Source organism: Paraburkholderia sp. GAS82, from assembly GCF_050436285.1.
Taxonomy (GTDB): domain Bacteria; phylum Pseudomonadota; class Gammaproteobacteria; order Burkholderiales; family Burkholderiaceae; genus Paraburkholderia; species Paraburkholderia phenazinium_B.
Map to the genome: position 1 here is coordinate 1 of NZ_JBNDLX010000026.1, position 1,650 is coordinate 1,650.

The following is a 1,650-nucleotide window of genomic DNA, read 5'->3' on the forward strand; positions in this document are numbered from 1 at the left end:
GGCCGAGGCTGTGTAAAAACTCTAATGATCGCCTAGACTGAATCAACCTGCTGGAATGAGAGGCGCAGATGGGGCGATTTGTCGAAGGTGCGCAACGCAGTCAGACGACACTGCTGCCAGAGTGTCTCGATGACTTTATCGCTGAAGATAATCCTGTGCGGATTGTCGACGCATTCGTCGAAGAACTCGAACTGGCATCCCTCGGATTCGACGGAACAATGCCCGCGAGCACAGGGCGACCTTCTTACCACCCGGCCGTGCTGCTCAAGATCTATATCTACGGTTATCTCAATCGGGTGCAGTCTAGCCGACGCCTGGAGCGGGAGTGCCAGCGCAATGTTGAATTGATGTGGCTGACCGGCCGGCTTGCGCCAGACTTCAAGACGATTGCCGAGTTCAGGCGAAGCAATGGCGAAGGCATTCGCAACGTGTGCCGTCGCTTCGTGATGATATGCCGGGACCTGAAGCTGTTCACACAAGCGGTCGTCGCCATCGATGGCAGCAAGTTCAAGGCGGTCAACAGCCGCGACAATAACTTCACGCCCAACAAGATTGCACGACGTCAGGAGCAGATCGAGCAAAGCATCCAGCGTTATCTGGACGCGCTGGAGACCGCCGATCGCACCCAGCCAGCCGAGGTAGAAGCGAAGACTGAACGGCTACGGGAGAAGATCGAAACGTTGCGTGAACAGATGCGTGATCTGAATCGTGCTGCTGAGCTTCTGAACGATCTGCCGGAAAAGCAGGTCTCGCTGACCGACCCGGACTCACGCTCAATGATCTCTCAAGCCAAGGGTACGGGCGTGGTTGGCTATAACGTTCAGGTCGCCGTCGACGCCCGGCACCATCTCATCGTTACCCACGAAGTCACGAATGTCGGCAACGACCGGACGCAGTTGAGTCCCATGGCCAAAGCAGCGCGCGACGCGATGGGCAAGAAGAAAATCAAGGCACTGGCAGACCGTGGATACTTCAGCGCACCAGAGATCAAGGCATGCGACGACGCGGGTATTGCGGCCCTCGTGCCCAAATCACAAACCTCGGGGGCAAAGGCTGACGGCCGCTTCGACCGGGCCGACTTCATTTACATCGCCAGAGACGACCAGTATCTGTGTCCGGCGGGGCAACGCGCGATATACCGCTACACCTCGTTGGAGAGTGCCAATCTGCTGAAATTGCGGACCTACTGGAGCAGTGCCTGCCCACACTGTCCACTCAGAAAACAGTGCACGCCGGCCCCGTATCGGCGCATTCGCCGATGGGAACACGAAGCGGTACTCGACAGAATGCAACGCAGACTGGATCGTCAGCTTGACGCGATGACAATACGGCGACGAACGGTCGAACACGTGTTTGGCACGCTGAAGCACTGGATGGGCTCAACCCACTTCCAGATGCGCAGGCTTCGGAACGTCTCGACTGAAATGAGCTTGCATGTGCTGGCGTACAACCTCAAACGCGTCATGAAGATCCTCGGATTTGCAAAGACACTGCGAGCGATGAAGCTGGCAGGCGCGTAATCTCACACCTGCCTATGCTTGCTGGCGTGGCGCAATCAGTTCAGTCGTAGAAAGCACGAAGCTGCGAAGGCGCAGCCTCACCAGTCGCTCGACAGACTGCCGGCTCACGCGTTTTTACACGGCCTCGGCC

At 57.6% G+C, this 1,650-nt stretch carries 1 protein-coding gene; it reads left to right on the forward strand.

Annotation, left to right across the window (positions count from 1 at the left end; translation table 11 throughout):
• The first annotated feature begins 68 nt into the window (after window positions 1-68).
• A complete protein-coding gene (locus P3T17_RS37480; RefSeq protein ID WP_408531628.1) occupies window positions 69-1,520 on the forward strand; it encodes an IS1182 family transposase in 1,452 nt (483 codons plus the stop codon).
• Window positions 1,521-1,650 lie beyond the last annotated feature (130 nt).